This is a genomic window from Burkholderia diffusa (assembly GCF_001718315.1).
GTDB lineage: Bacteria > Pseudomonadota > Gammaproteobacteria > Burkholderiales > Burkholderiaceae > Burkholderia > Burkholderia diffusa_B.
In genome coordinates this window covers 963,528-987,669 of the sequence record NZ_CP013362.1, presented here as the reverse complement: position 1 = coordinate 987,669, position 24,142 = coordinate 963,528, and the positions used below count along the sequence as shown (strand labels likewise).

The window sequence follows — 24,142 nt, the reverse complement described above, 5'->3', positions numbered from 1 at the left end:
CGGCGCGCGGACCGGGCCGCGGGCGGCACGCGCGCCACCCGGGCGCGCGGACGATATCAATCAGATCGGAACGTTTTCAGGCGGACCGCGCGGCTGCGCGAGGCGGATGCCCTTGCGGGGAAAAACGGGAACGGCCGGGGCGACCGCCCGGTACGCGAATGCGCGCACGAAGCCCGGCAACGCGGGCAGGCTCGTGCCGAGCGCCACGTTCGCGGCGAAGCCGGGACAGTACACGCAGTGCGGCACGCCGGCATGGTCGAACGACGACGTGCCGCGCTCGTCGCCCGACTGCGCGAGAACGATCTGGCGCGCGCCTGCCGCACTGCACAATTCGAGCGTGAGATCGCCGGACCCGGTCGATGCGAGACGCGCGTAGCCGACGACGGGCGACAGTACGTTCAGTACGAGCGCCAACCATACGAGGCCGATCCATCGCGTCGTTCGTTTCATCTCGGTCCAGGAAAAAGTGCGCGCAAGTATAACAAGCGGCCCGATAGTTGCCGACATGCGGGATTCAATAGTCGGCATCGCACGAGGCGTAGCAGCGCATGTGCCGTTAATACAACAGAGACAAAATCTAACGATTCGCCACTGGCATAAATCCAAGCACGAGGTTGATAATTATTGAACCCGCTGGAGAAATGACCATGGACGAAAGACCAACCCGCATGCCCCCGCCCGAGCAAGTAATGAGCCCGGATCCGGAACCTGTCGGCGTGGAATTCCTCGCCGAATTGCCCGAGTATGTGCGGGCATTCTTCGACGAGCAGCACAAGCTGTACTCGCCGAAGTGAACCTGCGTTCCGTTCCGTAACCGCCACGTGTCGATCGATACCGTGCGGTTCATCGCTGCGTTTTCGGCGCAGATCGCTACGCACCCGGGCTGCAACGGCCTGCCGGTGCCGGATCGGCGCGTCCGCTGATTCTTCTGTCGCGTCGTTCCGCCGCGCGACTGTCTTCGTCTATTCTTCTGGTTTTCCACCTCCGGCCCGCCCGGTTCTCCCGATCGTTCCGATGAAACAAGCCATTCGTGCCAGCGTCGCTGTCGCCGCGCTCGGCGTCGCCCTTTTTTCGTCGCCGCACACCGCGCGCGCGGACGGCGACGACACCGCACTCACCAACCTTGTCGCGCTCGCGTCGCAGCGGCTCGCACTTGCCGAACCCGTCGCGCGATGGAAATGGGCAAACCACAAGGCGATCGAGGACCGGCCGCGCGAAGCGGCATTGCTCGCATCGATGGAGAAGCGTGCCGCACAGTCCGGCGTGGATCCGGCATTCGCACGCATATTCTTCGAGGACCAGATCGCCGCGAGCAAGGACGTGCAGAACGCGCTGTTTGCAGCGTGGCGCGCCACGCGCCCGCCGGAGGGCGCGCCGCCGGACCTCGCGACCAGCACGCGGCCGGCGCTCGACCAGCTCACGCAAAAGATGCTGGTCGGCCTCGCGCAAGTCGCACCGCTGCGCGACGCACCCGATTGCCAGGCGCGGCTCGCACGCAGCATCGCAAATTGGAGGACGCTTACCCGCTACGACCCCACCCAGACGCAGGCGCTCGGCATCGCACTGTCGCACGTCTGCTCTGCCGGCGGCGCCAGCGCGATCGGCTGATGGCGCACGGCCGTTGCGCTGCGGCCGGCGGTGCTCAGTCGGCAGGCGTGAGTGCCGCTAGCGGAATCAGTTGCAGGCCGCGCGCGAGATGCGTCTGCAGCAGGCGGTGAGTATGCGGTTCGAAGGCGCCGTCCGCACCATCAGCCACGAGTTGCGCGGCCGCATCGAGCGATTCGGCCGCACCGAGATAGCGCCAGCCATCGATTACGTGAAACAGGCGACGCTCGTCACCCGCCTCGAACGCGACCGGGCCGTCGAACGGCCAAGGCGCATTGCCGGCACGGGCGTTTTCGGCTGCGGAACGCCGGTTGTATGACGGCCGCAGGCGAGCGATCCACTGCGCTTCCGCGAGCATTGCGCCGAGTTCGTTGCCGGTCTCCCGCCATTCGACACGTCGCACCTGCTGCGCAATACGCATTTCCTTCGACGAGCGCCGCTCGCCGGTCAGCAGCGCGCGCAATCGCTGCCGCACGCGCACGCTGCGGCCGACGTACAGCGCTTCGTCGCTCTCCCCGAACAGCGCGTACGCGCCGCATCCTGCCGGTGCGGTATCGAGCCACGCTTCGGTCATGCCGCCCGCGAGACGGAAGTGGCGCGTCGTGCGCGCGATCTGGTCGCGCAGACGCTCGATCGGCACGATCTCGTGCAGTTTCCGCCAGAACTGCCAAAGAAGATCGGCATCCGCGAGCGCCCGGTGGCGGGCGGCAGGAACGAGACCGTGGCGTTCGATCAGCGCATCGAGTCCGTGTCGCGCCTCCCGCGGAAACAGCGCCCGCGACAGCCGCACCGTGCACAGTACGTCCGGATTGAACGCGAAGCCGGCCCGCTCGAATTCGGCACGCAGGAAGCCCCGATCGAAGCTCGCGTTGTGCGCGACGAACAACTTGCCGTCGAGTCGTTCGAACAGCACGGGCGCGAGCGAAGCGAACGACGGCGCGTCGCGCACCATCTCATCGGAAATGCCGGTCAGTTGCTGGATGAACGGTGGAATCGATTGCCCCGGATTGACCAGCGTCGTCCATGTCGATACGCCGAGCGGGCTGATTTCGACCACGCCGATTTCCGTGATGCGATGCTCGGAGGACGAGCCTCCGGTGGTTTCGAGGTCGACGAAGACGAGCGGCTGTTCGCAGGCGGGATCGGACGGACGGAAATCGGACATGAAAAGGCGGGAGAAACGATGCTTCCGTGAGTATGCACCGGCAGGCATGTTCGCGACCAGTCCGAAACGGGTCCGATTTGCCGGTTACGGGTTTTCGTGCCCCGGAAAACAAAAAGCCCCCGCGATGCGGGGGCCGGACGTGATCGGCAATGCGTGGCGCGTCAGACCGCCTGGATATTCGCTGCCTGCTTGCCTTTCGGCCCGATTTTCACGTCGAAGGAAACGCGCTGGTTTTCCTTCAGCGTTTTGAAGCCGTCCATCCGGATTTCGGAAAAGTGCGCAAACAAATCTTCGCCACCATTGTCGGACGTAATAAAACCGAAACCTTTAGCATCGTTAAACCATTTTACGATACCGGTATCCATACCTTCGTTCCCCACTCGTTTAGATCAAAAAAGCTACTGTCTATAGCCGCTTCCCGAAATCCCGCAACGGCGCGCCGATACTCCCCCCAGCGCTCCGCCCGGGGACGGAGTGCTGACTTTATAAATTGGACAATCCGGGTGCGTCAAGGGAATTTTTGGCGCTTTCTTTATCAAAAAAACGTCAATACCACTGGAATCGGTACACCATCGCCTTTTATTAATTGATCCGCATCAAAAACCTGTCAATATTACCGGGACCGAATCGCTCATAATCGAAATCACGAAAAAGCTACCGGGGACAAATCGAGTCGGTAAAATCCTCGGGTTTTTTCCGGATTGCGCAGAACGAGGGACGTTGCGATGCTGGTGCAAGGCAATGGAAGGAGAAGGTCATGTGGCTGGACGGAATCAAACGCTTCGCGAGCCGGCTCGCACGCGTACGCCGCAAGTCCCGCGCGTTGGCCGAGTCCCGAACGCCGTGCGACACCGAATTCGACCCGACCTGGCACGGCGATCATTGGCAGAACCTGCTGGCATCACCGCTCGACGCCCGTCACTACGTGATGGAAGACTGGACGTACACGCCGCCGCAGGCCGAAGCCGACGACGCGCAGCCGACAGGCAAGCGCAAGCGACGCTCGTACACGCAATAGGGAAACCCGGCAGACAGGCAAAAAAAAGCGCGACTGGGAAGTCGCGCCGACAAAGGTTTGGAGATCTTTTCCGTCAACGAAAAAGTCTGCTTCGGAAAGCAGAGATCGCAGTATAGCGAGAGAACATCCTTTCATTATCCATGCTCCACACAAACCTCTATTGCCGTTGTGTCAATAATCGCGCTAGGTCTGCTACCGCCCGCCACGGATTGCCTGTCGCGATCGCGCAACGCACGTGACACCCGCTACGCAGTCCTGAGCACCTTGTCCGCCTGCTGCATTGCCACAAAGCCTTGATGGCCGTGGCTCCCGGCGCATACACTCATTCTTGCGGGATTCAAAATACAGTATTGCCGGAAGCAATTTTCTTCTGCACCCAGGCCGATCCGTACACTGCAAGTGGATTTCCGACGAGGGTGCCGCGCTCCATGCGCACGGCGTCGCCGACCCGTGACGCCGCCGATGCCCGCAGCAGGTTCGATCGACACCATCCTGTTTGGAGACAGATCATGAAAAAACCCCTGATCGTCGCCGCATTGGCCGGCGTGTGTGCCACTGCCGCCCATGCGCAAAGCAGCGTCACGCTGTACGGCCTGATCGATGCCGGCATTACCTATACGAACAACCAGGGTGGTCACAGCGCGTGGCAGGAGACGAGCGGCTCGATCAACGGCAGCCGCTGGGGCCTGCGCGGCACCGAGGATCTCGGCGGCGGACTGAAAGCGATCTTCACGCTGGAAAACGGCTTCGGCATCAACAACGGTACGCTGAAGCAGAACGGCCGGGAATTCGGCCGCCAGGCCTTCGTCGGGCTCGCGCATGAGAGCTACGGCTCGCTCACGCTCGGCCGCCAGTACGACAGCGTCGTCGATTTCCTTGGCCCGTTGTCGCTGACCGGCACTCAATACGGCGGCACGCAGTTCGCGCATCCGTTCGACAACGACAACCTGAACAATTCGTTCCGGATCAACAACTCGGTCAAGTATCAGAGTGCCAATTACGGCGGCCTGAAGTTCGGCGCGCTGTACGGCTTCTCGAATTCCAGCGATTTCTCGAACAACCGCGCATACAGCGTGGGCGCGTCGTACAGCTACATGGGTTTCAACGTCGCGGCCGCGTACATGCAGCTCAACAACAACATCAACGCGCTATCGCTCGCAGCCAGTGACCCCGGCGCGGTGGCCGGCGACTGGACGTTTGCCGCCAGCCGTCAGCGCACATGGGGCGCTGGCCTCAACTACACGTTCGGACCCGCGACGGCCGGCTTCGTGTTCACGCAGACGCGCCTGACCGATTCGGCCAGGATCAGCGCCGGACAGTCCGGCGTGACGGGCGGCATCCCGCTCACCGGCGGCACGCGCTTCAACAATTACGAAGTGAACGGCCGCTACGCGCTGACGCCGGCGTTCTCGCTCGCGGGCTCGTACACGTACACCGACAGCCGCCTCGACGGCCAGACGCCGAGCTGGCACCAGTTCAACCTGCAGGCCGACTATGCGCTGTCGAAACGCACCGACCTGTATCTGCAGGGCGAGTACCAACGCGTCAATGCGGACGGCCTGGCGGTCGGCGCGAACATCAATGGGCTCGGCACCGCATCGTCGACGAACAAGCAGATCGCGGTCACGGCCGGCATGCGCCACCGATTCTGAGCGATCGGTTCCCGCCCAGCCAGGACCACCATGACGAAGCGCCCCACCCGGGGCGCTTCGTCGTTTCAGCGCAGCACTGCGCGGATACACCGCTCCCTGCTCACGCGCTGCCCGATGCCGGATAGCGAACATCGAGCACGTCGATCGGCTGGGGACCGGCCGGCGTCATCAGCGTGACGGTGTCGCCGATCTTCGCCTTGATGAGGGCCCGCGCAACCGGCGAAATCCAGCTGACACAACCGCGATCGAGATCGACCTCGTCAATCCCGACGATCGTGACGGTGTGATCCTCGCCGTCCGGGGTCGCGTAATCGACAGTCGCGCCAAAGAACACCTGGTCGACATTCTCCTGCCGGCTCGCATCGACGACTTCGGCGAGATCGAGCCGCTTCGTCAGGAAGCGGATCCGGCGATCGATCTCGCGCAACCGCCGTTTGCCGTAGATGTAATCGCCATTTTCGGACCGGTCGCCGTTCGACGCGGCCCACGACACCAGTCGCACGACCTCGGGACGCTCGACGTCGATCAGGTTCAGGAGTTCATCCCTGAGCCGCTTGTGGCCGGCCGGGGTGATGTAGTTCTTCGTGCCCGCCGGAATCGCGGGTTGACTCGAGTCGAGATCGTCGTCGTCGCCGTCCGACTCTTTGACAAACGCCTTGTTCATGATGCAGATTCAACACATGGATGACTGATGCATCAAGGGTACACGAACGCGGCCGCCCAAGATCGGGTGACATTTTTTGCGAATAAGGCTTCCCTTTTTATACAACCCTGCTATACTTCCGCTTCTGCGTGCGGCTGTAGCTCAGTTGGATAGAGTACTTGGCTACGAACCAAGGGGTCGTGGGTTCGAATCCTGCCAGCCGCGCCACCTTTTTCGAGGGCCTTCTCAACCGAAGGCCCTTTCAGTTCGATGTTGTAGCGTTTTGTTGTTGCGTGCGGCTGTAGCTCAGTTGGATAGAGTACTTGGCTACGAACCAAGGGGTCGTGGGTTCGAATCCTGCCAGCCGCGCCACCTTTTTGGGGGCCTTCCCATCGCAGAAGGTTCCGACAGTTGAAGTAGTACCGCTTTGCGTGCGGCTGTAGCTCAGTTGGATAGAGTACTTGGCTACGAACCAAGGGGTCGTGGGTTCGAATCCTGCCAGCCGCGCCACCTCAGAAGGGCCTTCCTCCGGGAAGGCCCTTTTTCTTTTCGCGCCCCCTCTCTTCTGCCATCACCCATTCGACTCGAGTCGCGTTGCCACTGCACAACACCGTCCGTCCCGCAGCACAAATGAAAACGGCGACCCATGGCCGCCGTCGTATCGCGCCGCAAACCAACGCGCGGCGTCAGTAATCCTGCCGCTCGCGCTCGATGCGCATGCCGCCGTCGTGACGCGCATGCACGCTGTCGTCGGTCGAGCGCTCGCGCATGATGCGCATCACGTCGGGATTGGTCCGCACGCGCCGCATCACGTTCGCGAGATGCACGCGATCGCTGACCTGGATCACAAACCGCAGCACCGTCGATTCGTGCGTCAGATCCTCGTCCATCGCAATGTGAACGATGTTCGCGTCGGCCGACGTGATGTCCGCCGCAACGCGCGCGAAGATGCCCTTCGTGTTCTTCACGAGCGCCTTCACCGCGACATCGAACAGGCGACCCGGCTGCGGCGCCCACTCGACGTCGATCCAGCGGCCCGGATCGCGGCGATGGATGCGCTGCGCGACCCGGCAATCGGTCGTATGAATCGCCATCCCGAGGCCGATGCCGATATAGCCCATGATCGCATCGCCCGGAATCGGTCGGCAGCACGCCGACAGTTGCACGGACATCCCTTCGGTGCCGGTGATCACGACCGGCGGCGCATTGTGCGCGGGATGCCGCTCGGACTTCGGCAGATCGTCGTCCGCATCGCGGCCGCTCATCAGCACCTCGATGCGCTTGGCCATCACCGCGGCGACACGGCGGCCGAGCCCGATGTCCGCGAAGATTTCCTGGCGGCTCTTGTTGCCCGTCCACTGGACGAGCTTCTCCCACACCTCCGGCGCGACATCGGCGAGCGCGAGGCCGTAACCCTTCAGGCTCTGGTCGACGAGCCGCTCGCCGAGCTGCACCGACTCGTTCAGGCGCATCGTCTTCAGGTAGTGACGAATCGCCGAACGCGCCTTGCCCGTGCGCACGAAGCCCAGCCACGCGGGGTTCGGCTTCGAGTACGGCGCGGTGATCACCTCGACGATGTCGCCGCTCTTCAGCTCGGTACGCAGCGGCAGCAACTCGTTGTTGATCTTCACGGCCACGCACTGATTGCCGAGATCGCTGTGGATCGAATACGCGAAATCGAGCGCCGTCGCGCCGCGCGGCAGCGCCATGATCTTCGACTTCGGCGTGAACACGTAGACCGCATCCGGGAACAGGTCGATCTTCACGTGCTCGAGGAATTCGCTCGAATCGCCCGCTTCGCTCTGGATGTCGAGCAGCGACTTCAGCCACTGATGCGCGCGCTTCTGCACGTCGTTCAGATCCGCGCCGCCGTTCTTGTACAGCCAGTGCGCGGCCACGCCGGCCTCGGCGATCTCGTGCATCTTGCGCGTGCGCACCTGGAACTCGATCGGTGCGCCGAACGGGCCGACGAGCGTCGTGTGCAGCGACTGATAGCCGTTGATCTTCGGGATCGCGATGTAGTCCTTGAACTTGCCGGGCACGGGCTTGTACAGCGCGTGCAACGCGCCGATGCACGTGTAGCAGTCGAGCGGATTCTCGACGACGACGCGAAAGCCGTACACGTCGAGCACCTGCGAGAACGACAGCTGCTTGTCGCGCATCTTGCGATAGATGCTGTAGATCGTCTTTTCGCGGCCCGTAATCTCGGCGTCGAGCTTCGCGTCGCCCATCGCGCGCTGAGCGGCCTCGAGGATCTTGCCGATCACTTCGCGGCGGTTGCCGCGCGCGGCCTTCACGGCCTTCTCGAGCGTCGCGTAGCGATGCGGGTTGAAGTTCGCGAAGCTCATGTCCTGCAGCTCGCGATAGGTGTTGTTCAACCCGAGGCGGTGCGCGATCGGCGCGTAGATGTCGAGCGTCTCGCGCGCGACGCGACGGCGCTTTTCCATCGGCACCGCGCCGAGTGTGCGCATGTTGTGCAGACGGTCGGCGAGCTTGACGAGAATGACGCGCACGTCGCGCGCCATCGCGAGCAGCATCTTGCGGAAGTTTTCAGCCTGCGCTTCCTCGCGGCTGCGGAACTCCATCTTGTCGAGCTTCGACAGGCCGTCGACCAGTTCGGCGACTTTCGGGCCGAACCGTTCGGCCAGCTCGCTCTTGGTCACGCCCTGGTCTTCCATTACGTCGTGCAGGAGCGCGGCCATCACGGCTTGCGCGTCGAGCTTCCAGCCGGCGCAGATTTCGGCGACGGCGACGGGATGGGTGATGTAGGGTTCGCCGCTCTGGCGATATTGACCGAGGTGGGCTTCGTCGCTGAAGTGGAACGCCGCCTTGACCTCTTTGATTTCTTCCGGAGGGAGATACTCGGCAAGCGCGGCCGTCAGTTTCGCGATCGAAACGACGCCGTGCTTGCGCGGCTGCTCCGGCGTGGCGGTCGGCCCGAACAGATGCCGGAAGGACTGTTCGAGGACCGCGTCGATGTACTGGCGCGCAGGCGACTGGGCCGTGGCTTCGGTGGTCGAATCCGCGGAGGCGGACGATGGGGTGGTGCTCATATTCGCCTCCAGGTCGAGTCGTTGCGCGCGTGGACTACATGGCTGGAACGGGCCGGATGCGCGTTACACCGGCACCTTCTTCAGCATCTCGACGCCGACCTGGCCGGCAGCGATCTCGCGCAGCGCGACGACGGTCGGCTTGTCGCGGCTCTCGATCTTCGGCGTATGGCCTTGCGCGAGCTGCCGCGCGCGGTAAGTGGCGGCGAGCGCCAGTTCGAAGCGGTTGGGGATTTGCTTCAGGCAGTCTTCGACGGTAATGCGAGCCATGTTGGTAATTCCTTCTGAATATAGTCCCTATTCTACCTTATGTCCCTCTGCCCCCGCGTCATTCCGCGTGGGGCAAATGGATGCCGAGCTCGATGAACAGCTCGGCATGTCGCGCGTACTGCGAAGCAAAGCGCAGGCGCGTCGCCGCGACGATGCATTCGAGTTCGGCCAGTGCACGATCGAAATTCTCGTTGATCACGACGTATTCCGCTTCGGACGCATGCGCCATCTCGCTGCCCGCGGCGAGCAGGCGTCGCGTGATCACGTTCGGCTCGTCCTGGCCGCGCTTCTTCAGGCGTTCCTCGAGCGCGTCGAGCGACGGCGGCAGAATGAAGATGCCGACCGCGTTGCGGAACTGCTTCTTCACCTGCTGCGCGCCCTGCCAGTCGATCTCGAGCAGCACGTCGTGGCCGCTCATCATCTGCTCCTCGATCCAGACGCGCGACGTGCCGTAATAGTTGCCGTGCACTTCCGCACTTTCGAGGAATTCGTGCGCGGCATGGCGCGCGCGGAAATCCTCGACCGTCGTGAAGTGGTAGTGCTGGCCGTCCTGCTCGCCCGGGCGCGGCTTGCGCGTCGTGTACGAAATCGACAGGCAGATGTCGCTGTCCTTCGACAGCAGCGCGTTCACGAGCGTCGACTTGCCGGCGCCCGACGGCGCGATGACCATGAACAGGTTGCCGGGATAGACGCCGCCGTGCAGCGCATGCGACGCGTGGCCGTCGTGAGTGGGTTGGGTCATGTTGCGTTACTCCAGGTTTTGCACTTGCTCACGCATCTGCTCGATCAACAGCTTGAGCGCCATCGACGCGTCGGCCAGTTCCTTCGCCGCCGCCTTCGAGCCGAGCGTGTTTGCTTCTCGATTCAGTTCCTGCATCATGAAGTCGAGACGCTTGCCGACGCGGCCGCCCTTCTCGATCACGTGACGCGTTTCGTTCAGGTGCGCGGTGAGTCGCGACAGTTCTTCCGCGATGTCGATCCGGATGCCGTACATCGTCACTTCCTGACGAATGCGTTCCGCGGCTTCCTCGCGCGTGACGATCGGCGCGCTGCCTTCGGGCGCCGCGAGGCCGAGCGCTTCCTGCATCCGCTCGACGATCTTCTGCTGATGCTTCGCGATCAGTTCCGGCACGAGCGGCGTGATGCGCGCGACGATCGCCTCCATTTCGGTGACGTTCGACAGCAGCATCGTCGCCAGCTGCGCGCCTTCGCGCGAACGCACGACGACGAGCTCGCCGATCGCTTCCTTGCCGCACGCGAGCACCGCGTCGCGGATCGCTTCCGCCGACACGCCGCTTTCGGCGAGCACGCCCGGCCAGCGCAGGATCTCGCCCGCGCGCAGGCGGCCGACGCCCGGGAACGAATCGAGCACCGAGCGCTCGAGCTCCGCCAGCTGGCCGAGCGCCGTCTGGTTCAGCGCACCGGCACCGATGCTCTGCTCGCCGCGCTGCAGGTTGATGCGCACGTCGACCTTGCCGCGCGACAGCTTGTTCATCAGCATTTCGCGCAGCGCGGGCTCGCACGCGCGCACGTCGTCCGGCATGCGGAAATTCAGGTCGAGGAAGCGCGAGTTCACGGTGCGCAGTTCGACCGACACGCTGGTGCCGCCGTTGCCGGTAGCCGTGGCGAGTTCGCGCGTCGCGCTCGCATAGCCCGTCATGCTGTAGATCATGGTTCGTCTCGCCGTCTGGGTGCCCTTGTCGGGCGGGGAATATGTCGAGGCGCCCGGCGCATTGCAAGGCGCGGGGCGGGAAGCGCGCATTATCCCATTTTTGCGCGCCACCCCGCCGGGCAAGGCGGCCGTTCGGCGCTAAAATCGGGGTTTCCTCTTCCGTCCACGATTCCCCCATGACGTCTTCCCTGTCCCGCCCGAGCGGCCGCCGCGCCGACGAACTGCGCAAGGTCGCCCTCACGCGCCATTACACGAAACACGCCGAAGGCTCGGTACTCGTCGAATTCGGCGATACCAAGGTGATCTGCACCGCGAGCGTCGCCGAACGCGTGCCCGAATTCCTGCGCGATCGCGGCCAGGGCTGGCTGACGGCCGAATACGGAATGCTGCCGCGCGCGACGCACACGCGCAGCGACCGTGAAGCCGCGCGCGGCAAGCAGACGGGCCGTACGCAGGAAATTCAGCGCCTGATCGGCCGCGCGCTGCGCGCGGTGTTCGATCTCGAAGCGCTCGGCCCGCGCACGATCCACATCGACTGCGACGTGATCCAGGCCGACGGCGGCACGCGCACGGCCAGCATCACCGGCGCGTTCGTCGCCGCGCACGACGCCGTGTCGAAGCTGATCGCGGCCGGCAAGCTCGCGCGCTCGCCGATCACCGACCACGTCGCCGCGATTTCGGTCGGCGTGTACGAAGGCGCGCCCGTGCTCGACCTCGACTACGCGGAAGATTCGCGCTGCGACACCGACATGAACGTCGTGATGACGGGCGCCGGCGGCTTCGTCGAAGTCCAGGGCACCGCCGAAGGGGTGCCGTTCTCGCGGGACGAAATGAACGCGCTGCTCGACCTCGCGCAAAGCGGAATCGGCCAACTCGTGCAGTTGCAGAAAGACGTGCTGGGCGCGAGCCATGTCTGACGATCGCACCCCCGCGCCGCTTTCGCGCATCGTGCTCGCGTCGAACAACGCCGGCAAGCTGCGCGAGTTCACCGCGCTGTTCTCGACGGTCGGCATCGAGATCGTGCCGCAGGGCGAGCTGGCCGTGCCGGAAGCGGAAGAACCGTTCGGTACGTTCATCGAGAACGCACTGACGAAAGCGCGCCACGCGTCGCGGCTCACCAGCCTGCCGGCGATCGCCGACGATTCGGGCCTGTGCGTGCGCGCGCTGCGCGGCGCGCCGGGCGTGTATTCGGCCCGCTACGCGCAGCGTGCGGGCCGCGACAAGGGCGACGCGGCGAACAATGCGTACCTCGTCGAGCAGCTGCGCGGCGTCCACGACCGGCGCGCATACTATTGCTGCGTGCTCGCGCTGGTGCGCCACGCGGACGATCCCGAGCCGCTGTTCGCCGAAGGACGCTGGGAGGGCGAGATCATCGACACGCCGCGCGGCGAGCACGGATTCGGCTACGACCCGCATTTCCACCTGCCGTCGCTCGGCGCGACGGCGGCCGAACTCGAGCCGGCCGTGAAGAACACGCACAGCCATCGCGCGCTCGCATTGAAGGCGTTGCTCGCGCGGCTCGCGGAGGAACCGGCATGATCGACTTCGTCACGCATTCGCAACCGGAGGCCGCATGAGCCAGGCGGCGGAAACCGGCGCGCGCGTCGTCGCGACCTTCACGTCGCCCGGGCAGGTACGGCTCACGTCGCTGCCGCCGCTCGCGGTATACGTGCATTTTCCGTGGTGCGTGCGCAAGTGCCCGTACTGCGATTTCAACTCGCACGAGTGGAAAGGCGAGCGGTTTCCGGAAACCGAGTACCTCGATGCGCTGCGTGCGGATCTCGAACAGGCGCTGCCGCTCGTCTGGGGCCGGCAGGTGCATACGGTGTTCATCGGCGGCGGCACGCCGAGCCTGCTGTCCGCGGCCGGTCTCGACCGTCTGCTGTCCGACGTGCGCGCACTGCTGCCGCTCGATGCCGACGCCGAGATCACGCTCGAGGCGAACCCGGGGACGTTCGAAGCCGCGAAGTTCGCGCAGTTCCGCGCGAGCGGCGTGAATCGCCTGTCGGTCGGCATCCAGAGCTTCAACGAAGGCCATCTCAAAGCGCTCGGCCGCATTCACGACACCGCGCAGGCGCGCGCGGCCGTCGAGATCGCCGCGAAGACGTTCGACAACTTCAACCTCGACCTGATGTTCGCGCTGCCGAACCAGACGCTCGACGAATGCCGGGCCGACATCGAGACTGCGCTGTCGTTCGCGCCGCCGCATCTGTCGCTGTATCACCTGACGCTCGAACCGAACACGCTGTTCGCGAAGTTTCCGCCCGCGGTGCCCGACGACGACGCGTCAGCCGACATGCAGGAATGGATCCATGCGCGCACGGCCGAGGCCGGTTACGACCGCTACGAAGTGTCCGCGTACGCGAAGCCGAATCATCAGTGCAAGCACAACCTTAACTACTGGCGCTTCGGCGACTATCTCGGCATCGGCGCGGGCGCACACACGAAGCTGTCGTTCCCGAACCGGATCCTGCGACAGGCACGCTACAAGCATCCGGCCACCTTCATCGAACAGGCGATGGCCGGCACGCCCGTGCAGGAAGAGCGTGAAGTCGGTGCGCGCGACCTGCCGTTCGAGTTCATGCTGAACACGCTGCGGCTCGTCGAGGGCTTCCCCGTGCACAGCTTTGCCGAGCGCACGGGTTTGCCGATCAGCACGATCGAGCCGGCACTCAAGGAAGCAGAGCAGCGCGGATTGATCACGCGCGACTTTGCGCAGATTGCGCCGACGCCGCTGGGTCAACGATTCCTCAACGACCTGCAGGAATTGTTCCTGCGCGACGATTGAAGCGGAACGGCGCGGCATTTCGGTTACAATGCCGCCTCGTGTGGAAGCGTGGCCGAGCGGTTTAAGGCACCGGTCTTGAAAACCGGCGACGGGAAACTGTCCGTGAGTTCGAATCTCACCGCTTCCGCCAGGAAGTTCGCCAAACCCCGTCCATTCTTCGAATGACGGGGTTTTTGTTTGTCCGCCGCGCACGGTACGTGCCCAGCGGGCCGACGCATCTCGCCCGATGCCGTTACAATCCGGCGCTCCGAATCGCGAAACGGGAAACCACGTCATGAAGCCCTTCATCGCCTCGTCGCTCGTCGCCCTGCTGGCTGCCGTCGGCACGCACGCCGCGGCCGCCGATTCCGCCTCCGGCACCGACGGGCAAACACCGTCGTGCGCGATCGCGTACGTGAAGGGCGTCGGCGGCTCGCCGCGCAGCCTGCGCGAATACCTCGCGAGCCCGACGCCGTACAACTACCTGAAGGAAAACGAGATCCAGTGCAAGGTGTCGGATGACGGGCGCGCATCGAACTGCATCGGCGTGACCTATATCCGCAACGAGCAGGTCAGCGTGTACGACGATTCCGATCCGGCGACGCTGACGGTCGTCGCGCCCGTGGAACTCGAGCACGGCCAGAAGTATCCCGTGATCCTCGTGGTGCAGCGCAAGGACGCGCGCTGCACGCGGTAACGCGTGATACATGCGCGCCCGCCGTGGCCACCGACGCCGCGCGCGAGCCTCACAAGCCGTGCCGCCATCGCCTAGAATTCGATCAGCACGGCGACACGACCGCCGCCGCGACTCGATGCCCCGCGCACCATCCGTGCGTGCGGCACACGGAGACCGCCATGACAGAACTGTCGACAGCGACGGATCACGTCGATTACGAAGGCTTCGAGATCCATGTGGTGCCGGGCCTCGCTCCCGGCAGCGACACGCGTTACACCTACACCGGATATGTCTGCCATCCTGGCGTGAATCCCGCGCTGCCCGATCATGCTGTGCCCTTCCACGCGGACGGCGAGGAAAGCTTCGCGAGCGTCGACGAAGCGGTTCAGGAAGGCGTGCATATCGGCAAGACCATTATCGACGGCACGCATCCGGACCTGTCCGTTCTGTCGCTCGTGACGCACGGCTACTGAGCGGGCCGCTCGGGCCACGCCAACCGCCGCTGCGTGCGGCGCAGGTACGCATGTCGCGCCCGCGCGGTCACATGTCACGTCACATCACATCACGACAGGTGCCGGTGGGGCCGCCGATCGCCATCATCTGCGAATCGCCACGTCGCGCTTCGCGCACTATGCGTTTGTCCCGATAACAGGTCGCGCCCGGACGCCTATCATTTTTTTATAGTCACCCTCCGGCACGCCCCCATGTCCCCTCTTCCCCACCCGGGCGCGAGCCGGCTGCGTGTTGCCGCGCTGCTCGCCGCCTCGTTGCTTGCCGCCTGCACGATCACGCCGCCGCCGTCGCTGCGCTCGGTGCTGACGATCCCGTCCGTCACCCGCAGCGCGAATCGCGACCAGTACCGCGTGGAAGTCGCGCGGTGCGTCGCCGAGCACAATCCGTCCGGCGTCTCGCACGGGACGCCGCAGGCGATGCTGCGCTCGCTCGTCGTCGTCGCGTTCACCGTCGATGGCAGCGGCCGCCTCGTCAACGCATCCGTCTATCGCAGCAACGGCGACAGCGAAGCGGAAGGGCTCGCGCTCGCATCGCTGCGCCGTTCGGCACCGCTGCCGCCGCCACCGTCGAAACTGCTGGACGGCAACGGCCGGATCGAGATGATGGAAGGCTGGCTGTTCAACGACGACGGGCGTTTCCAGCTGCAAAGCACCGCATCCGCACAGGCGCAATCGCTCGATTGAGTCTGCACCCGCCCGCGATTGTCGCTATGTCGCGGCGCTGGCTATAATTTTCCGCAATCGCGCGGCCACCCTCCCGCGCGCGCGTTCGCGCGCCGCACCCGGCATGCGAACCGACCATGCCGGCACAGGGCGGCGGCGACCTGCCCGTCTGTCTCGTCGACCGGCGAGTGACGTCCGCGCCACGACGCGCGTCCACGTCGCTACCGCATCATCCGCCCGGCTGCGCTCTCCCGGCAGGCGTCCACCTGCCGGCTCGACGCACGCTCGGTCGAATGCCCCAACGACAAAACGGAGACATCCATGTCCGCATCTCCCCCGGCCGTTGCACATGCAACCGGTTCGGCCGGCGCCGTCAGCCACCGGCGCATCGTGTTCGCGAGCTTCATCGGCACCGCGATCGAGTTCTACGACTTCTACGTCTACGCGACCGCCGCGGCACTCGTCATCGGCCCCGTGTTCTTTCCGCACGGTTCCGCGACCGCACAGGCGCTGTCCGCATTCGTCACGTTCGGCATCGCATTCATCGCGCGACCGATCGGCTCGTTCCTGTTCGGTCACTTCGGCGACCGCATCGGCCGCAAGTCGACGCTCGTCGCGTCCCTGCTCGTCATGGGCGTGTCCACCACCGCGATCGGCTTCGTGCCCGGCTACGACGCGATCGGCGCACTCGCGCCAGTGCTGCTCTGCGTGCTGCGTTTCGGCCAGGGCATCGGCCTCGGTGGCGAATGGGGCGGCGCGGCGCTGCTCGCGACCGAGCACGCGCCACAAGGCAAGCGCGGCTGGTTCGGGATGTTCCCGCAGCTCGGCCCGTCGGTCGGCTTCCTGATGTCGAACGGGCTGTTCTTCGCGCTCGCGCTGTCGCTGTCCGACGAACAATTCCGCAGCTGGGGCTGGCGCATCCCGTTCCTCGTCAGCGCGGTGCTCGTCGCACTCGGCCTGTACGTGCGGCTGAAGATCACCGAGACACCGGCGTTCCAGGCCGCACTCGAGCGCAACGAACGTGTGCGCGTGCCGGTCGCGACGCTCGTCTCGCAACACTGGCAGCCCACGTTGCTCGGCGCGCTCGCGATGGTGGTCTGCTACACGCTGTTCTACATCTCGACGGTGTTCTCGCTGTCGTACGGCGTGTCGACGCTGCATATTCCGCGCCAGAGCTTCCTCGGCCTGCTTTGCTTCGCTGTCGTGTTCATGGGGCTCGCGACACCGCTGTCGGCGTGGGCGTCGGATCGCTTCGGCCGCAAGCCGGTGCTGGTCGCCGGCGCGATCGCCGCACTGCTCTCGGGCTTCGCGATGGAGCCGCTGCTCGGCAGCGGCTCGATGCCGCTCGTCGCGCTGTTCCTGACGCTCGAGCTGTTCCTGATGGGGGTGACGTTCGCGCCGATGGGCGCGCTGCTGCCCGAGTTGTTCCCGACCAACGTCCGCTATACGGGCGCGGGCGTCGCGTACAACCTCGGGGGGATCCTCGGCGCGTCGATCGCGCCGTACATCGCACAGTTGCTCGCCGCACGCGGCGGCCTGTCGTGGGTCGGCGGCTACGTGTCGGTCGCGGCGGCGATCAGCCTGATCGGCGTGCTGCTGATGCGCGAAACCCGCGACGCATCGCTCCTCTGAGCGTCCGGGGCGCCCCGGGTTGTGCGGCGGCCGGCGCTGCCTATACTCGATCCGGGGGCGCGCCCGCGCGTCCCCGGATCCCTCCCCGAAGGAGCCGCCGCGATGAACATCCACCTCGGCAATGCCGACCTCGTCATGATCCTGGCGCTCGCGCTGGGTAGCGCCCTGCTGCTCGCGGCACGCTTCCGGCCAAAAACGTGGCGCGGCCTCCTGTTCGAGGCGCTGCTCGCCAACCTGGCCGCCATCGCTGCGGTAGTCACGGTCGAAGCGCTGCTCGCCTGACCCTGCCGGGCGCCTTCGCTGGGCCCGTTCAAGCCGATAGCGGGCCTGTCCGCGCGCTAGGCCGTCAGCCGCTCGCGCTGCGCGCCATAGGCCGGCCCGACCGCATCGATCGCATCGAGCGCCTGCGCCACCGAGGGCGGCACGCCAGGCTCGCCGATCGACAGTGCATTCGGTGCGCCGCCGATGCCGCAATGGTGGCGCGAGGTCGCAACGAAAATCATCACGGTCGGCCGCTGCAGCGCGTGCGCCATGTGCACGAACCCGGTATCGACCCCCACCACGAGCGCAGCCCGGCCGATGGCCGCGCCCAGTTCGCGCACTGACATCGCCGGCAGCACGATCGCGCCTGGCGCACGGGCGGCTATGTGCTGCGCATCGTCGTGTTCGGCGGCCGATCCCCAGGGCAACAGCACACGCACGCCGCGCGCCATCATCCGGATGGCCAGCGCGGCCCAATCATCGGTCGGCCATTTCTTGTCCGGATTTGAAGTCGCGTGGAACAGCAGCATGAACGGCGCGCCGTCGGTCACGGCGGGCGGCAGGCTCGCGTCCTGCGGCGGGACGATCCCGTACGCGGCGATGCCTTCGGGCACATAGCCCAGCGCCTCGCCCGCGCTCACCCGCATCCCGTGCCATGCATCGCAATCCGGCCGTGGGCCGAAGCGATGCGAGTACGCGAAGCGGGCGCCCGTCTCGCCGAGATCCCGCGTCTGATAGCCGACGCGGCGTGCGGCGCGCGCGAGCGCCGAGATGATCGCGCTCTTGTAGACGCCGTGCAGGTCGATGACGGCATCGTAGCGATGCGCGCGCAGCGCGCCGATCGACGCGGAGATCGCCTTCAGGTCGCCGCCGTTGCGGAGCTTCTTGAACCGCCTCAGCGGCGCGCAGAGCACGTGGCTCACGCCGGGGTGCCAGCGCACGACCTCCGCGCAAGATTCGTCCACGGCCCAGTCGACCTGCACGCCCGGAAAGGCGCGATGAAGGTCCGCGACAACGGGCAGCGTCTGGACGACGTCGCCGAGCGACGTCACTTTCACGATGAGGATACGTTTCACGTTCGGTGTGAGGAATGGCTGGCCATTTCGCCATGCTAACGATGCTTGTGGCGCGCAAACATTACGCCGACATTACATTTGCAACAAAATGCGACGCTTTTGTGAGTATTTGTCGAGCCCCGGACACATCCGGTTCTTTTTATAATGGTTCCTTTGCCTTCCCGGCCCGCTGCCGATGCCCCGCCCCGCCCTTCCCGCCCTGTTTCCCGCCCTCACCCGCCGCTCGCTGCGAATCTGGCGCCAGTACGGCGTATTCTGGCTCGGCGCGATCGCCGTCGGCCTCGCGGCCGTGCTGTACGCGCGACTGATCGACTGGGGCTACGATACCTTCCGCACGATGCGCGAGCACGCCGCGTGGCTGCCGCTGGTGCTGACGCCGTCGATCGCCGCGGCGTCGGCATGGCTCACGCGTCGCTTCTTCCGCGGCGCCGAGGGCAGCGGGATCCCGCAGGTCATTGCGACACTGCATGCGAGCCCGAGCGCATTCGGCGCGCGGCTGCTAACGCTGCGCATCTTGTTCGGGAAGGTCCTGCTCTCGTTCCTGGGGATCCTCGGCGGCTTCACGATCGGCCGGGAAGGCCCGACCGTGCAGGTCGGCGCGGCGCTGATGTTCAACCTGCGGCGCTTCTACCCGCGCTCGAATGCGCAGATCGAACGGCAACTCGTGCTCGCCGGCGCAGCGGCGGGCCTGTCGGCCGCATTCAATACACCGCTCGCCGGGATCGTGTTCGCGATCGAGGAGCTGACCCGCAGCTTCTCCGCCCGCGCCAGCGGCGTGCTGATCACCGCGATCATCCTCGCCGGTGTCGTCGCATTGGGCCTGAACGGCAACTACACATACTTCGGCACGATCGACGCCGGTCAGCATTTTCCGAAGATGCTTGCCGTCGCCGTGCTCGTCACGGCGATCGTCACCGGCATCGCGGGCGGCCTTTTCAGTTGGCTGCTGCTCAATACGGGCCGCTGGCTGCCCGCGCGCCTGCTCGGCCTGTATCGCGAGCGCCCGATCGCGTTCGCGGCGCTGTGCGGCTTCGTGATCGCGGTCGTCGGCCTCGTGTCGGGCGGGACGACGTTCGGCAGCGGCTATGCCGAGGCGCGCGGCCTGCTCGACGGCCATGAACGGCTGTCGGTGCTTTATCCGTTCCTGAAGATGGTGTCGATGGTCGCGTCGTACCTGCCGGGCATCCCGGGCGGGATCTTCGCGCCTTCGCTGTCGATCGGCGCCGGGTTCGGCAACCTGCTGCATCTCGTGTTCGGCGACATGAGCCTGCCGATGCTGATCGCGCTCGCGATGGTCGGCTACCTCGCGGCGGTCACGCAGTCGCCGATCACGTCGTTCGTGATCGTGATGGAGATGATCAACGGTCACGCGCTCGTGATTTCGCTGATGGCGACCGCACTGGTGTCGAGCCGCATGGCGCGCTTCTTCGCGCCGCCGCTCTACGAAACACTTGCCGAGCGCTATCTCGCGCCGCCCGCGACCACCGCCGAACCCGCCGTGGCACCCGCTGCCACGGCCAGTGTCGTGGAGCCGCAGGATGCGGCCGCCGCACCCGCCGATCCGCTCGACACGCTGCGCGAGCAGGACGGTGGCGAGCCGGAGGCCCCGGCAGCCGGCAACGTCGCCATGCACACGTCGGCGGCGCCGCACGAGCACGGCCCGTCCGCATCCGGTGCGAGCGGCCCGGCGCGGACGGACCCGCGCGATCCTCAGTAGATGACCACCGGCGCCGGCCGATAGTAAACGGGCCGGGCCGGCACGACGATACAGCCGGCGAGCGTGATCGCGACGAGCGCGATGGCAATGGCGGTTCGTTTCATCGCATGCCTCCCCGTCAGGCCCAGTGGCCGCGAGTCCAGAACCAGTTCGGGCCACGCTGGTCCCAGTGACCCGGCACCCAGTGCATGCCGATGCGCTCGGTTTCCCAGTGGCCGCCGATCCACACGTAGCGGCCATGGTCCCAGCGCCAGTGCCCACGCTCCCACACATAGCCGACGCGTGCGTCGGGTACGACTTCGTAGCGCACGGGCGGCGGCGCATTCGGTGCGACGACGACGATTTCCTCGACCGGCGTGGCCACCGGTTCGGCGACGACCATCCGCCCCGACTGCACCATCATCGGCGCACCGACGAGGATTTCGTCCGCGTGTGCGGCAAACGGCGCGGCGATGGCTGACAGGCCCGCGGCGAACAGCGCGAGCGAAACGATACGACGTCGAACGGTAGAGACAGCCATTACAACCTCCTGATTGACAAATGACGCGAGCGTATTCGTTCAATGCGGGAGGTCGACCAACGGCCGACAGACGCCGTGTTACGGCGAGCCCGAAAGTGCAACAGGGCGTAAGACGCGCACGACGGCATGCGCCGCCGTGCGGGGAGACCGACAAAAGTCAGGCTTGCGGGATCTCGATCTTCACTTCGAGGACTTCGAGATCGTCCTGGCGCTCGAGGCTCACGCGAATGTCATCGTTCGAAATATGGACGTATTTCGAGATGACCGCGACCAGCTCCTTCTGCAGCGCCGGCAGATAATCGGCCGGCGGCCGGCCGCCGACCCGCTCGTGCGCGATGATGAGCTGCAGGCGCTCCTTCGCGACCGATGCGGACTTCTTCTTCTCGCCGAGGAGAAACGAAAGGATGGACATGGGCGGCCTCCGTTACTTGCTGCCGAAGAGGCGCTGCAGCAGGCCCGGCTTCTGGTAATCGGTGAAGCGCAGCGGCTTGTCCTCGCCGAGGAAGCGAGCGACGACGTCCTTGTACGCTTCCGCAACGTCGGTGCCGTCGATATGCACTGCCGGCAAACCCTGGTTCGATGCGTGCAGCACGGCTTCCGATTCCGGCACCACGCCGATCAGCTTGATGCGCAGGATCTCGCTGATGTCCTCGAGCGACAGCATTTCGCCTTCGCTCACGCGCTTCGGGCTGTAGCGCGTGATCAGCAGGTGCTCCTTGATCGGCTCCTTGCCTTCGGTCGCGCGCTTCGTCTTCGACGACAGGATGCCGAGAATGCGATCCGAGTCGCGCACCGACGACACTTCCGGGTTCGTGACGATCAGCGCTTCGTCCGCGAAATACATCGCGTGCAGCGCGCCCGCCTCGATACCGGCCGGCGAATCGCAGACGATGTATTCGAAGTCCATCGCGACCAGGTCGTTCAGCACCTTCTCGACGCCGTCCCGCGTGAGCGCATCCTTGTCGCGCGTCTGCGACGCCGGCAGGATGAACAGGTTCTCGCACTTCTTGTCCTTGATCAGCGCCTGGTTCAGGTTCGCTTCGCCCTGGATCACGTTGACGAGGTCGTACACCACGCGACGCTCGCAGCCCATGATGAGATCGAGGTTGCGCAGGCCGACGTCGAAGTCGATCACGGCCGTCTTGTGGCCGCGCAGCGCGAGGCCGGACGCGAAGCTCGCGCTGGTCGTCGTCTTGCCCACGCCGCCCTTGCCCGAAGTCACCACGATGATTTTTGCCATTTACCCAATACCCTGTGTTCGTCAATGAGAGCCGATCGATCCGGAGCGCGCCGCGTGAATCACGTCAGGCGCAGCGGTTCGATCATCAGTTTTTCCTCTTCGAGCCGGATCTGCACCGATTTGCCCAGTATGTCGGCAGGCAACGGGTTCTCGGTCGTTCGATAGATACCCGCGATCGAAATCAGTTCCGGCTCCAGACACGTGCAGAAAATGCGCGCATCGTGATTGCCGTGCACGCCCGCGAGTGCGCGGCCGCGCAACGGCGCGTAGATGTGGATATTGCCTTCCGCGATGATCTCGGCGCCGTGACTGACCGGCGCCAGCACCACGAGGTCTCCTTTCGCGTAAATCTGCTGCCCCGAACGCAGCGGCCGATCGATCACCAGCGTCTGGCCACCCGCCGAAACCGGCGTCGGTGCAGTCTCCGGCGCCGGTTCGGCCGCCACGGCAGCGGCCGCGGCAACGACAGGCGCCGGCTCCGCTTCCTCGGCCGGCTTCGCAGCCGACACGCGGCGGTCGCGCGCCTCGAGCAACGGCAGGCCGGCTTCCCCCGCCCAGCCCTGCGTGGCGAGCGCGACGACGCCCACCGGGCGCATCCGCACGTCGTTCAGCATCTGGCGAATGTCGTCAAGCGCGACGCGTTCGCCGTCCGCGAGGCGGCGGACGTCGATCGCGACGACATCATCGGCGAAAAACTCGGGAGTCGCTTCGAAGCGCTTGACCAGTTCGGCACGCAACGCATCGAGATCGGTCGTCTTCACGGTGAACAGCAACGTATCGACCGATCCGCTGCGCAGCTCGAAGAATGGCGATTTTTTAAGCGACATGGACACTCTGCAAAAATTTTTTGCGTATTTTACAGGCGTCCACGCGTGCGGCCATTATTTTTGGGGAACCGGGGGATGACGATCGCAGCGAGCGCGCGACCGGCGGGCGGGCAGTCGGACGGGCGGCCGGGCCTTCATCGCGCCGTGCGGCCCGCGCATTCATGCGTCAGGGCGTGTTGAAGTGCGACACGAACAACGACTTCATCGCGCCGGGCATCCGCGCGATCGGCGCATGCTCGCCCGTGTTGCCGAAACCCGCGCGTTCGTAAAAACGGATCGCGTTGCGGTTCGCATCGGCGATCCATGCGTAGACGTCCTGCGCACCGCGTTCCGCCAACCACGCTGTGGCGGTTTCGAGCAACAGCACGCCACCGCGCAAGTGGCGGACCGCGTGGGCGACCCACAGCTCGCTGACGAACGCGCGCCGCTCGGGCGTGTTGTCGAAATATGCGCCGATCATGCCGGCCGGATGGCCCTCGGTATACAGCAGGAAAGTCGTCGACTCGTCGGATGTGGCGCGCAGCGCGGCAACGGCCGCCGCCGCGTCGGAATCGACGTTCAGCAATTCGGCCTCCGGCGCTTCACCGGGCGCGTAGGGCTCGCGCAGCGATGCGGCGCGGAGTTCGCGATACACGCGGCCCTGATCGGCAGCGATACGACGAACGGTCAAGGTCGAACTCATGCAGGCACAGCCCCCTTCGGACAGCAAGGTATTAGCTTCAACCGAAAGCGGGGCATGAGTCAAATCGTAATTTTCAAACGGCAGCGCCGATCGAAAGGCAACCGACGTCGCGGGCACGCCGGTGTGCAGGTGCAGCATCGATGCGCCGACGCGCGACAACGCATGCTCGCCGAATGGCGAGATCGGAGGCCTCGCCTCGCTCGCCTTGTCATGCATGGCGTTCATGCGGCTAGTGTCCGGCATTTCCTCGCCGAGGCCGTAATGATTCGTTACATACGTATGCGAAAGAACCGCACGATCGGGCGTCGTCGCGCCACGGCTGCTGCATCGCAACATTCGTTGCGGACCTCACCTCTGGATGCACGCGAGCGTCACGCCAGGCATTCATCCGACAAGAACGCAGGCCGCACAAGCGGATCGGCCCAAGTCCGCCTGTTTCAATCGCCCCGTGCCGGCCCTTCCCGGCCGGCGGCATGTACCCGTCCATCGTTTGG

27 protein-coding genes and 4 tRNA genes are annotated in these 24,142 nt (G+C 65.3%); 17 read left to right on the top strand and 14 right to left on the bottom strand.

Annotated features, from left to right (window positions below):
• Positions 1-60: 60 nt before the first annotated feature.
• Entirely contained in the window at positions 61-450 is a 390-nt protein-coding gene (locus WI26_RS04515) for a DUF2946 domain-containing protein (RefSeq protein WP_059509713.1), read from the bottom strand.
• Between the two features lie 197 nt (positions 451-647).
• Here WI26_RS04515 and WI26_RS32610 point away from each other — a divergent pair, with 197 nt between their 5' ends.
• Entirely contained in the window at positions 648-794 is a 147-nt protein-coding gene (locus WI26_RS32610; RefSeq protein ID WP_167359231.1) for a hypothetical protein, read from the top strand.
• Between the two features lie 220 nt (positions 795-1,014).
• Positions 1,015-1,608 (top strand): chorismate mutase, encoded by a 594-nt coding sequence (locus tag WI26_RS04510; RefSeq protein WP_069225300.1) that lies wholly within the window; start codon positions 1,015-1,017, stop codon positions 1,606-1,608.
• Between the two features lie 34 nt (positions 1,609-1,642).
• On the opposite strand, the gene WI26_RS04505 is transcribed toward WI26_RS04510, so the two are convergent.
• The gene (locus WI26_RS04505; RefSeq protein ID WP_069225299.1) at positions 1,643-2,770 is read right to left on the bottom strand and encodes an exonuclease domain-containing protein; all 1,128 of its coding nucleotides are present in this window, start codon (positions 2,768-2,770) and stop codon (positions 1,643-1,645) included.
• Between the two features lie 161 nt (positions 2,771-2,931).
• Complete coding sequence (locus WI26_RS04500; protein ID WP_059467054.1) at positions 2,932-3,135, bottom strand: cold-shock protein; 204 nt, start codon at positions 3,133-3,135, stop codon at positions 2,932-2,934.
• Between the two features lie 392 nt (positions 3,136-3,527).
• Between WI26_RS04500 and WI26_RS04495 the strand changes: the two genes are divergently transcribed.
• Both WI26_RS04495 and WI26_RS04490 read left to right on the top strand, forming a co-directional pair.
• Positions 3,528-3,788, top strand: a complete 261-nt coding sequence (locus tag WI26_RS04495; protein WP_069225298.1) for a hypothetical protein — start codon at positions 3,528-3,530, stop codon at positions 3,786-3,788.
• A gap of 509 nt (positions 3,789-4,297) precedes the next feature.
• Positions 4,298-5,440: a porin gene (locus tag WI26_RS04490; protein WP_059467052.1), complete on the top strand. Its 1,143-nt coding sequence runs from the start codon at positions 4,298-4,300 to the stop codon at positions 5,438-5,440.
• 100 nt (positions 5,441-5,540) lie between these two features.
• Here the strand turns inward: WI26_RS04490 and greB are convergent, their stop codons facing one another.
• The gene (gene greB, locus WI26_RS04485) at positions 5,541-6,104 is read right to left on the bottom strand and encodes a transcription elongation factor GreB (protein ID WP_059467051.1); all 564 of its coding nucleotides are present in this window, start codon (positions 6,102-6,104) and stop codon (positions 5,541-5,543) included.
• A 130-nt stretch (positions 6,105-6,234) separates the two neighbouring features.
• On the opposite strand from greB, the gene WI26_RS04480 reads away from it, so the two are divergent.
• The 3 genes from WI26_RS04480 to WI26_RS04470 all read left to right on the top strand — a co-directional run bounded on the left by WI26_RS04480 (position 6,235) and on the right by WI26_RS04470 (position 6,593).
• Positions 6,235-6,311: transfer RNA gene (locus tag WI26_RS04480), tRNA-Arg, on the top strand.
• Between the two features lie 67 nt (positions 6,312-6,378).
• A tRNA-Arg gene (locus WI26_RS04475) sits at positions 6,379-6,455 on the top strand.
• A 61-nt stretch (positions 6,456-6,516) separates the two neighbouring features.
• A tRNA-Arg gene (locus tag WI26_RS04470) sits at positions 6,517-6,593 on the top strand.
• 176 nt (positions 6,594-6,769) lie between these two features.
• On the opposite strand, the gene WI26_RS04465 is transcribed toward WI26_RS04470, so the two are convergent.
• The 4 genes from WI26_RS04465 to WI26_RS04450 form a co-directional block, all read right to left on the bottom strand.
• On the bottom strand, positions 6,770-9,136 hold the full coding sequence (locus tag WI26_RS04465) for a RelA/SpoT family protein (protein ID WP_059467050.1): 2,367 nt from the start codon (positions 9,134-9,136) through the stop codon (positions 6,770-6,772).
• Between the two features lie 63 nt (positions 9,137-9,199).
• A complete protein-coding gene (gene rpoZ, locus WI26_RS04460; RefSeq protein ID WP_006025620.1) occupies positions 9,200-9,403 on the bottom strand; it encodes a DNA-directed RNA polymerase subunit omega in 204 nt (67 codons plus the stop codon).
• 58 nt (positions 9,404-9,461) lie between these two features.
• On the bottom strand, positions 9,462-10,145 hold the full coding sequence (gene gmk / locus WI26_RS04455) for a guanylate kinase (protein ID WP_059467049.1): 684 nt from the start codon (positions 10,143-10,145) through the stop codon (positions 9,462-9,464).
• Positions 10,146-10,151: 6 nt separating this feature from the next.
• Positions 10,152-11,075, bottom strand: coding sequence for a YicC/YloC family endoribonuclease (locus WI26_RS04450; RefSeq protein WP_069225297.1), 924 nt, complete (start codon positions 11,073-11,075; stop codon positions 10,152-10,154).
• Positions 11,076-11,251: 176 nt separating this feature from the next.
• Here WI26_RS04450 and rph point away from each other — a divergent pair, with 176 nt between their 5' ends.
• From rph to WI26_RS04405, 9 genes are all read left to right on the top strand, one after another.
• On the top strand, positions 11,252-11,992 hold the full coding sequence (rph, locus tag WI26_RS04445; RefSeq protein WP_059467047.1) for a ribonuclease PH: 741 nt from the start codon (positions 11,252-11,254) through the stop codon (positions 11,990-11,992).
• Positions 11,985-12,614: an RdgB/HAM1 family non-canonical purine NTP pyrophosphatase gene (gene rdgB, locus WI26_RS04440; protein WP_069225296.1), complete on the top strand. Its 630-nt coding sequence runs from the start codon at positions 11,985-11,987 to the stop codon at positions 12,612-12,614. The genes rph and rdgB overlap by 8 nt, the downstream gene beginning before the upstream one ends.
• A gap of 34 nt (positions 12,615-12,648) precedes the next feature.
• Complete coding sequence (gene hemW, locus WI26_RS04435) at positions 12,649-13,863, top strand: radical SAM family heme chaperone HemW (RefSeq protein WP_069225295.1); 1,215 nt, start codon at positions 12,649-12,651, stop codon at positions 13,861-13,863.
• A 42-nt stretch (positions 13,864-13,905) separates the two neighbouring features.
• Positions 13,906-13,993, top strand: a tRNA-Ser gene (locus WI26_RS04430).
• Positions 13,994-14,137: 144 nt separating this feature from the next.
• Entirely contained in the window at positions 14,138-14,539 is a 402-nt protein-coding gene (locus WI26_RS04425) for a hypothetical protein (RefSeq protein ID WP_059509703.1), read from the top strand.
• A gap of 158 nt (positions 14,540-14,697) precedes the next feature.
• Positions 14,698-14,991 carry a hypothetical protein gene (locus WI26_RS04420; protein WP_059467043.1) on the top strand — a complete coding sequence of 98 codons (294 nt, stop codon included), beginning with the start codon at positions 14,698-14,700 and terminating at the stop codon, positions 14,989-14,991.
• A 231-nt stretch (positions 14,992-15,222) separates the two neighbouring features.
• Positions 15,223-15,714, top strand: a complete 492-nt coding sequence (locus WI26_RS04415) for an energy transducer TonB family protein (protein ID WP_069225294.1) — start codon at positions 15,223-15,225, stop codon at positions 15,712-15,714.
• A gap of 300 nt (positions 15,715-16,014) precedes the next feature.
• Positions 16,015-17,325, top strand: a complete 1,311-nt coding sequence (locus WI26_RS04410) for an MFS transporter (protein ID WP_069225293.1) — start codon at positions 16,015-16,017, stop codon at positions 17,323-17,325.
• Positions 17,326-17,427: 102 nt separating this feature from the next.
• Positions 17,428-17,607: a hypothetical protein gene (locus tag WI26_RS04405; protein WP_059448171.1), complete on the top strand. Its 180-nt coding sequence runs from the start codon at positions 17,428-17,430 to the stop codon at positions 17,605-17,607.
• Positions 17,608-17,663: 56 nt separating this feature from the next.
• Here the strand turns inward: WI26_RS04405 and waaC are convergent, their stop codons facing one another.
• Positions 17,664-18,662, bottom strand: coding sequence for a lipopolysaccharide heptosyltransferase I (gene waaC, locus WI26_RS04400; protein WP_069225292.1), 999 nt, complete (start codon positions 18,660-18,662; stop codon positions 17,664-17,666).
• Between the two features lie 175 nt (positions 18,663-18,837).
• Here waaC and WI26_RS04395 point away from each other — a divergent pair, with 175 nt between their 5' ends.
• Positions 18,838-20,379, top strand: coding sequence for a chloride channel protein (locus WI26_RS04395; protein WP_069225291.1), 1,542 nt, complete (start codon positions 18,838-18,840; stop codon positions 20,377-20,379).
• 118 nt (positions 20,380-20,497) lie between these two features.
• Here the strand turns inward: WI26_RS04395 and WI26_RS04390 are convergent, their stop codons facing one another.
• From WI26_RS04390 to WI26_RS04370, 5 genes are all read right to left on the bottom strand, one after another.
• The gene (locus WI26_RS04390) at positions 20,498-20,899 is read right to left on the bottom strand and encodes a YXWGXW repeat-containing protein (protein ID WP_069225290.1); all 402 of its coding nucleotides are present in this window, start codon (positions 20,897-20,899) and stop codon (positions 20,498-20,500) included.
• A 157-nt stretch (positions 20,900-21,056) separates the two neighbouring features.
• Positions 21,057-21,311 carry a cell division topological specificity factor MinE gene (gene minE, locus WI26_RS04385; protein WP_006486661.1) on the bottom strand — a complete coding sequence of 85 codons (255 nt, stop codon included), beginning with the start codon at positions 21,309-21,311 and terminating at the stop codon, positions 21,057-21,059.
• A gap of 12 nt (positions 21,312-21,323) precedes the next feature.
• Positions 21,324-22,139: a septum site-determining protein MinD gene (gene minD / locus WI26_RS04380; RefSeq protein WP_006476635.1), complete on the bottom strand. Its 816-nt coding sequence runs from the start codon at positions 22,137-22,139 to the stop codon at positions 21,324-21,326.
• A gap of 59 nt (positions 22,140-22,198) precedes the next feature.
• Positions 22,199-22,966 (bottom strand): septum site-determining protein MinC, encoded by a 768-nt coding sequence (gene minC / locus WI26_RS04375; protein WP_059467037.1) that lies wholly within the window; start codon positions 22,964-22,966, stop codon positions 22,199-22,201.
• Between the two features lie 166 nt (positions 22,967-23,132).
• Positions 23,133-23,786, bottom strand: a complete 654-nt coding sequence (locus tag WI26_RS04370) for a GNAT family N-acetyltransferase (protein WP_230939352.1) — start codon at positions 23,784-23,786, stop codon at positions 23,133-23,135.
• Between the last annotated feature and the right edge of the window lie 356 nt (positions 23,787-24,142).

Coding starts and splice junctions, on each gene's coding strand:
- WI26_RS04515 (WP_059509713.1), bottom strand. CDS start 450: ATGAAACGAACGACGCGATGGATCGGCCTCGTATGGTTGGCGCTCGTA.
- WI26_RS32610 (WP_167359231.1), top strand. CDS start 648: ATGGACGAAAGACCAACCCGCATGCCCCCGCCCGAGCAAGTAATGAGC.
- WI26_RS04510 (WP_069225300.1), top strand. CDS start 1,015: ATGAAACAAGCCATTCGTGCCAGCGTCGCTGTCGCCGCGCTCGGCGTC.
- WI26_RS04505 (WP_069225299.1), bottom strand. CDS start 2,770: ATGTCCGATTTCCGTCCGTCCGATCCCGCCTGCGAACAGCCGCTCGTC.
- WI26_RS04500 (WP_059467054.1), bottom strand. CDS start 3,135: ATGGATACCGGTATCGTAAAATGGTTTAACGATGCTAAAGGTTTCGGT.
- WI26_RS04495 (WP_069225298.1), top strand. CDS start 3,528: ATGTGGCTGGACGGAATCAAACGCTTCGCGAGCCGGCTCGCACGCGTA.
- WI26_RS04490 (WP_059467052.1), top strand. CDS start 4,298: ATGAAAAAACCCCTGATCGTCGCCGCATTGGCCGGCGTGTGTGCCACT.
- greB (WP_059467051.1), bottom strand. CDS start 6,104: ATGAACAAGGCGTTTGTCAAAGAGTCGGACGGCGACGACGACGATCTC.
- WI26_RS04465 (WP_059467050.1), bottom strand. CDS start 9,136: ATGAGCACCACCCCATCGTCCGCCTCCGCGGATTCGACCACCGAAGCC.
- rpoZ (WP_006025620.1), bottom strand. CDS start 9,403: ATGGCTCGCATTACCGTCGAAGACTGCCTGAAGCAAATCCCCAACCGC.
- gmk (WP_059467049.1), bottom strand. CDS start 10,145: ATGACCCAACCCACTCACGACGGCCACGCGTCGCATGCGCTGCACGGC.
- WI26_RS04450 (WP_069225297.1), bottom strand. CDS start 11,075: ATGATCTACAGCATGACGGGCTATGCGAGCGCGACGCGCGAACTCGCC.
- rph (WP_059467047.1), top strand. CDS start 11,252: ATGACGTCTTCCCTGTCCCGCCCGAGCGGCCGCCGCGCCGACGAACTG.
- rdgB (WP_069225296.1), top strand. CDS start 11,985: ATGTCTGACGATCGCACCCCCGCGCCGCTTTCGCGCATCGTGCTCGCG.
- hemW (WP_069225295.1), top strand. CDS start 12,649: ATGAGCCAGGCGGCGGAAACCGGCGCGCGCGTCGTCGCGACCTTCACG.
- WI26_RS04425 (WP_059509703.1), top strand. CDS start 14,138: ATGAAGCCCTTCATCGCCTCGTCGCTCGTCGCCCTGCTGGCTGCCGTC.
- WI26_RS04420 (WP_059467043.1), top strand. CDS start 14,698: ATGACAGAACTGTCGACAGCGACGGATCACGTCGATTACGAAGGCTTC.
- WI26_RS04415 (WP_069225294.1), top strand. CDS start 15,223: ATGTCCCCTCTTCCCCACCCGGGCGCGAGCCGGCTGCGTGTTGCCGCG.
- WI26_RS04410 (WP_069225293.1), top strand. CDS start 16,015: ATGTCCGCATCTCCCCCGGCCGTTGCACATGCAACCGGTTCGGCCGGC.
- WI26_RS04405 (WP_059448171.1), top strand. CDS start 17,428: ATGAACATCCACCTCGGCAATGCCGACCTCGTCATGATCCTGGCGCTC.
- WI26_RS04395 (WP_069225291.1), top strand. CDS start 18,838: ATGCCCCGCCCCGCCCTTCCCGCCCTGTTTCCCGCCCTCACCCGCCGC.
- WI26_RS04390 (WP_069225290.1), bottom strand. CDS start 20,899: ATGGCTGTCTCTACCGTTCGACGTCGTATCGTTTCGCTCGCGCTGTTC.
- minE (WP_006486661.1), bottom strand. CDS start 21,311: ATGTCCATCCTTTCGTTTCTCCTCGGCGAGAAGAAGAAGTCCGCATCG.
- minD (WP_006476635.1), bottom strand. CDS start 22,139: ATGGCAAAAATCATCGTGGTGACTTCGGGCAAGGGCGGCGTGGGCAAG.
- minC (WP_059467037.1), bottom strand. CDS start 22,966: ATGTCGCTTAAAAAATCGCCATTCTTCGAGCTGCGCAGCGGATCGGTC.
- WI26_RS04370 (WP_230939352.1), bottom strand. CDS start 23,786: ATGCTGCACCTGCACACCGGCGTGCCCGCGACGTCGGTTGCCTTTCGA.